This is a genomic window from Enterobacter sp. PL_is379 (genome assembly GCF_055817355.1).
The window spans coordinates 353,233-359,353 of the sequence record NZ_JBVPGT010000029.1; the positions used below are offsets into that span (position 1 = coordinate 353,233).

A 6,121-nucleotide genomic window follows, 5' to 3' on the forward strand; every position below is an offset into this window, starting at 1 on the left:
TCAGGTCGCTTGCATTCACAGGAGGCCTGCATGAGCCAGCGAGGGTTAGAAGCGCTACTTCGTCCTAAATCCATTGCCGTCATTGGCGCATCAATGAAACCGGATCGTGCTGGCTATCTGATGATGCGTAACCTGCTGGCCGGGGGGTTTAATGGCCCCGTCATGCCCGTCACGCCGGCGTATAAGGCGGTTCAGGGAGTGCTTGCATGGCCCGATGTACGGAGCCTGCCTTTCGTACCGGATCTTGCCGTACTGTGTACAAACGCGAAGCGTAATCCGGAACTGCTGGAATCGCTCGGCAAGAAAGGCTGTAAAACCTGTATTATTCTCTCGTCTCCGCCTGAACAGAAAGCCGAGCTTCTGGCCTGCGCCAGCCGCTATCAAATGCGTATTCTTGGGCCAAACAGTCTTGGACTGCTCGCCCCCTGGCAGGGGCTGAACGCCAGTTTCTCTCCGGTTCCGATCCGCAAAGGCAAACTCGCGTTTATCTCGCAGTCGGCTGCGGTATCGAACACCATCCTTGACTGGGCGCAGCAGCGCGAAATGGGATTCTCCTACTTCATTGCCCTTGGCGACAGTCTGGACATCGACGTTGATGAGCTCCTGGATTTTCTGGCGCGCGACGGTAAAACCAGTGCGATCCTGCTTTATCTTGAGCACCTCAGCGACGCGCGTCGTTTTGTCTCGGCTTCGCGAAGCGCGTCGCGCAATAAGCCGATCCTGGTGATCAAAAGCGGACGCAGCCCTGCGGCACAGCGTCTGCTGCATTCGCATTCCGGCATGGATCCCGCCTGGGACGCAGCCATCCAGCGCGCGGGGTTGCTGCGGGTACAGGATACGCACGAGCTTTTTTCCGCCGTTGAGACCTTAAGCCATATGCGCCCGTTGCGCGGCGAGAAGTTAATGATTGTCAGTAACGGCGCCGCCCCTGCGGCACTCGCCCTGGATGAGCTGTGGCGGCGCTTCGGCAAGCTGGCAACGCTGAGTGAAGAGACGCTGCAGCGCCTGAAAGACGCGCTTCCGACCAGCGTGACGCCCGGCAATCCGCTTGATTTGCGCGATGATGCCAGCAGCGAGCGCTATATCAAGGCAATTTCCATTTTGCTGGATAGCCAGGATTTCGATGCGCTGATGATTATCCACTCCCCCAGCGCGGTAGCGCCGGGCAGCGAAAGCGCGCGCGCGCTCATTGACGCCGTGCACAACCATCCGCGAGGCAAATATGTCACCCTGCTGACCAACTGGTGCGGTGAGTTTTCTTCGCAGGAGGCTCGGCGCTTGTTCAGCGAGGCCGGGCTGCCAACCTACCGCACGCCGGAAGGCACCATCACCGCCTTTATGCATATGGTGGAATATCGCCGCAACCAGAAACAGCTGCGTGAGACGCCGGCTTTGCCCGGGAATCTGACGGCGAACACCGTCGACGTTCACCGGCTGTTGCAGCAGGCCATTGAAGAAGGCGCGACGTCGCTGGATACGCATGAGGTCCAGCCCATTCTGGGCAGCTACGGGATGCAAACCCTGCCGACCTGGATCGCCAGCGACAGCGCTGAGGCCGTGCATATTGCCGAGCAGATTGGCTATCCGGTTGCCCTGAAGCTGCGCTCCCCGGATATCCCGCATAAGTCTGATGTGCAGGGGGTGATGTTATACCTGCGTACGGCGACTGAGGTGCAGCAGGCCGCCGATGCCATTTTCGATCGGGTCAAAATGGCCTGGCCGCAGGCGAGGATCCACGGATTGCTGGTGCAAAGCATGGCCAACCGCGCAGGGGCTCAGGAATTACGGGTGGTGGTCGAACACGATCCCGTCTTTGGCCCGCTCATCATGCTGGGAGAAGGTGGCGTGGAGTGGCGTCCGGAGGAGCAGGCCGTGGTCGCATTACCGCCGCTGAACATGAACCTGGCGCGTTATCTGATCATCCAGGCGATTAAAAGTAAAAAGATCCGTGGCCGGAGCGCGCTGCGTCCGCTTGATATTGCCGGGCTAAGTCAGTTCCTGGTGCAGGTCTCTAACCTGATTGTGGATTGTGCCGAGATCCAGCGGCTGGATATTCATCCGCTGCTCGCCTCCGGCAATGAGTTTACGGCGCTGGACGTGACCCTGGATATCGCGCCCTTCGAAGGAGACAGAGAGAGCCGTCTGGCGATCCGCCCGTATCCCCTGCAGCTGGAGGAGTGGGTTGAGATGAAGAATGGGGAACGCGCCTTGTTCCGCCCTATCCTGCCGGAAGATGAGCCCCAGCTGCGGGCTTTTATCTCTCAGGTCACGAAAGAGGATCTTTATTATCGCTATTTTAGCGAAATCAACGAATTTACCCACGATGATTTAGCCAATATGACCCAGATCGACTACGATCGAGAAATGGCGTTTGTTGCCGTTCGCCGCTCCGAAAAGGGAGATGAGATCCTCGGCGTCACGCGTGCTATTTCTGACCCGGATAACGTCGATGCGGAGTTTGCGGTGCTGGTGCGCTCCGATCTTAAAGGCCTGGGTCTGGGAAGACGGCTGCTGGAAAAACTCATCAGTTATACGCGAGATCACGGATTGTTACGCCTCAATGGCATTACTATGCCTAACAATCGCGGTATGGTGACCCTGGCGCGAAAACTTGGGTTTGACGTTGATATTCAGCTGGACGAAGGTATTGTGGCTTTGTCCCTCAGTCTGACATCATCAGACAAACGCGAGTAAGCTACTGGAAATGTTACCCACTTTGGACGGGACTGGTGGTATCATTGTCCGCTTATGTTGTTTGCATGGTACAGACAACCCTTCAATGAACAGAGAAGAAACGCACTGTGATGTTGTCAAAATTTAAGCGTAATAAACATCAACAACACCTTGCTCAACTACCGAAGATTTCTCAGTCAGTTGATGATGTAGAGTTCTTTTACGCTCCCGCTCATTTTCGGGAGACGCTTCTGGAAAAGATTGCCAGCGCCACGCGACGCATTTGCATTGTGGCGCTTTATCTTGAACAGGATGAAGGCGGGCGCGCGATCCTGAACGCGCTCTATGAAGCCAAACGTCAGCGGCCGGAACTTGATGTTCGCGTGCTGGTCGACTGGCATCGCGCTCAGCGTGGCCGTATTGGCGCTGCCGCGTCAAACACCAATGCCGACTTGTATTGCCGCACGGCGCAGGAAAATCCTGGCGTTGATGTGCCTGTTTATGGCGTCCCGGTGAATACCCGTGAAGCGCTCGGCGTTCTTCATTTTAAGGGGTTTATCATTGATGACAGCGTGCTTTATAGCGGCGCTAGTCTGAATGATGTTTACCTTCATCAGCTCGATAAATATCGCTATGACCGCTACCATCTGATCCGTAATCCGCAGATGGCCGATATCATGTTCAACTGGGTTGATAAAAATCTGGTCCATGGCCGCGGCGTTAATCGCCTTGACGATCCCGAGCGCCCTAAAAGCCCGGAAATCAAAAACGATGTTCGCGCCTTCCGCCAGGAGCTGCGTGATGCGGTCTATCATTTCCAGGGTGATGCGAACAACGAAGAGTTATCCGTTACCCCGCTGGTAGGGCTCGGCAAATCAAGCCTGCTGAACAAAACGATTTTCCATCTGATGCCGTGCGCGGAGCAGAAACTCACCATCTGTACGCCGTACTTCAACCTTCCTGCCGTGCTGGTGCGTAATATCATTCAGCTGCTGCGCGACGGTAAAAAAGTGGAAATCATCGTTGGTGATAAAACGGCAAACGACTTCTTTATTCCCGAAGATCAGCCGTTCAAAATCATCGGTGCATTGCCTTATCTCTATGAGATTAACCTTCGCCGTTTCCTGAGCCGCTTACAGTATTACGTCAACACTGACCAGCTGGTTGTGCGTCTCTGGAAAGATGAAGACAATAGTTACCATCTGAAAGGCATGTGGGTCGACGATGAGTGGATGCTGCTGACCGGTAACAACCTGAACCCGCGCGCGTGGCGACTGGATCTGGAAAACGCTATCCTGATCCATGATCCGCAGCATGAGTTAGCCGCCCAACGTGAACGCGAGCTGGAGCTGATTCGCACCCATACAACCGTGGTGAATCACTACCGCGAACTGCAGAGCATTGCCGATTATCCGGTGAAAGTTCGCAAGCTTATTCGCCGCTTACGTCGTATCCGTATCGACCGACTTATCAGCCGTATTCTGTAATGTCCAGGCCCTGTCACCCGCAGGGCTTTTTTATGGGGCCCGTTGATGCGTATTCCTCTGTTACTGAGCGTCATTTTCCTGAGTGGCTGTAGCCATATGGCCAACGATAGCTGGTCCGGACAGGATAAAGCACAGCATTTTCTCGCTTCCGCGATGTTGTCCGCAGCCGGTAATGAATATGCCCAGCATCAGGGATACAGCCGGGATCGTAGCGCGGCGATAGGGCTGATGTTCTCAGTGGGTCTTGGGGCATCAAAAGAACTGTGGGATAGCCGCCCCGCAGGGAGCGGCTGGAGCTGGAAAGATTTCGCCTGGGATGTCGCCGGCGCAACGACCGGCTATGCCGTGTGGCAGATGGCGCGCTATTAAAGTCGAATACCTTTCCCTTTGCGATGCAGCATCAGGGAAACAACAAACGCCAGTGCGCCCATTATCGTTACGTACCAGAAGAATGTCGTTTCACTTCCCCATGATTTAAGCGACAACGCAACGTACTCCGCCGATCCGCCAAATAACGCATTAGCCACCGCATAAGAGAGCCCTACCCCTAAAGCACGTACCTGCGCCGGGAACATTTCAGCTTTCAGTATCCCGCTGATAGAGGTATAGAAACTGACAATCACCATCGCCAGCATCACCAGTGCAAACGCGGCATAGGGCGAAGTCACATGCTGAAGGGCAGACAGAATAGGGACGGTACATAATGCCGACAGCCCGCCAAAAATCAGCATCGACGTACGTCGACCGATTTTATCTGAGAGCGCACCGATAACGGGTTGTATGAGCATAAAGACAAACAGCGCAACGGTCATGACTACGCTGGCGACATTTGCGTGCATGCCGGTAGTGTTCACCAGGTACTTCTGCATATAGGTGGTGAACGTGTAGAAACTGAGAGAGCCGCCCGCCGTAAAGCCAAGCACCATAAGGAAAGCTTTGCGGTTACGCCATAACCCTTTGAATGTTCCCGCCTCCTTCAGCATCCTGACCTCTTTCTGAGAGGTTTCATCTAGCTGACGGCGTAGCCAAAGTGCAACGACCGCCAGTACAGCGCCCATTGCGAAAGGAATTCGCCATCCCCAGGCATGAAGTTGTTCGTCCGTCAGAATCTGCTGCAGGATCACCACCACAAGAATGGCCAGCAGTTGACCGCCAATCAGCGTGACGTACTGGAATGAGGCGTAAAAACCTTTACGGCCCTCGAGGGCAATCTCACTCATGTAGGTCGCACTGGTACCGTATTCACCGCCCACCGATAATCCCTGGAATAAGCGGGCCAGCAAAAGTAGCGCCGGTGCCCAGGTACCAATCGATGCATATCCCGGTAAGCAGGCGATCACCAGCGAGCCAAAGCACATCATGCACACCGAGATCAGCATAGAGGCCTTACGCCCGCGACGATCCGCAATACGGCCGAACAGCCATCCCCCGATGGGTCGCATCAAGAAGCCTGCGGCGAAGACTCCTGCCGTTTGCAGCAGTTGCGTTGTGGTGTTGCCGGATGGGAAGAAAATATGTGCGAAGTAGAGTGAACAGAATGAGTAGACGTAAAAGTCGAACCATTCAACCAGATTCCCTGAAGAGGCGCTGATGATTGCCCATACCCTTCTTCGGGTATCACTGTGAGCCAGCGTCCCGTTTGATGTCATGCTTTCTGTCATTGTGATTATGCTCCTGCCATAAACTGCGGCGTATTGAGCCAGGAGACTCAATAACCTCGTAAATGAAATGTTATAATTTTGTTATAAACCACATTGAGACAGAGATCACACATTCCATTAGCAGGATAAGGGATTAAGACAAAAGCCAGAGTGGGAAAGACAAAAGCAAAAAACCCCGCACCTTACGGTACGGGGTTCTTCTTAATTGATGCCTGGCAGTTCCCTACTCTCACATGGGGAGACCCCACACTACCATCGGCGCTACGGCGTTTCACTTCTGAGTTCGGCATGGGGTCAGGT

4 protein-coding genes and 1 rRNA gene are annotated in these 6,121 nt (G+C 54.6%); 3 read left to right on the top strand and 2 right to left on the bottom strand.

Annotated features, from left to right (window positions below):
* Positions 1-30 precede the first annotated feature (30 nt).
* The 3 genes from AC0TOY_RS14165 to AC0TOY_RS14175 all read left to right on the top strand — a co-directional run bounded on the left by AC0TOY_RS14165 (position 31) and on the right by AC0TOY_RS14175 (position 4,529).
* On the top strand, positions 31-2,694 hold the full coding sequence (locus AC0TOY_RS14165) for a bifunctional acetate--CoA ligase family protein/GNAT family N-acetyltransferase (RefSeq protein ID WP_473721970.1): 2,664 nt from the start codon (positions 31-33) through the stop codon (positions 2,692-2,694).
* A 110-nt stretch (positions 2,695-2,804) separates the two neighbouring features.
* The gene (pssA, locus tag AC0TOY_RS14170) at positions 2,805-4,160 is read left to right on the top strand and encodes a CDP-diacylglycerol--serine O-phosphatidyltransferase (RefSeq protein ID WP_473721972.1); all 1,356 of its coding nucleotides are present in this window, start codon (positions 2,805-2,807) and stop codon (positions 4,158-4,160) included.
* 45 nt (positions 4,161-4,205) lie between these two features.
* A complete protein-coding gene (locus AC0TOY_RS14175; RefSeq protein WP_044597783.1) occupies positions 4,206-4,529 on the top strand; it encodes a YfiM family lipoprotein in 324 nt (107 codons plus the stop codon).
* Here AC0TOY_RS14175 and AC0TOY_RS14180 read toward each other — a convergent pair.
* Together AC0TOY_RS14180 and rrf are read right to left on the bottom strand one after the other, a co-directional pair.
* A complete protein-coding gene (locus AC0TOY_RS14180; RefSeq protein WP_208763178.1) occupies positions 4,526-5,821 on the bottom strand; it encodes an MFS transporter in 1,296 nt (431 codons plus the stop codon). The genes AC0TOY_RS14175 and AC0TOY_RS14180 overlap by 4 nt on opposite strands.
* 210 nt (positions 5,822-6,031) lie before the next feature.
* A 5S ribosomal RNA gene (gene rrf, locus AC0TOY_RS14185) occupies positions 6,032-6,121 on the bottom strand; the annotation flags it as partial.

Coding starts and splice junctions, on each gene's coding strand:
- AC0TOY_RS14175 (WP_044597783.1), top strand. CDS start 4,206: ATGCGTATTCCTCTGTTACTGAGCGTCATTTTCCTGAGTGGCTGTAGC.
- AC0TOY_RS14180 (WP_208763178.1), bottom strand. CDS start 5,821: ATGACAGAAAGCATGACATCAAACGGGACGCTGGCTCACAGTGATACC.
- pssA (WP_473721972.1), top strand. CDS start 2,805: ATGTTGTCAAAATTTAAGCGTAATAAACATCAACAACACCTTGCTCAA.
- AC0TOY_RS14165 (WP_473721970.1), top strand. CDS start 31: ATGAGCCAGCGAGGGTTAGAAGCGCTACTTCGTCCTAAATCCATTGCC.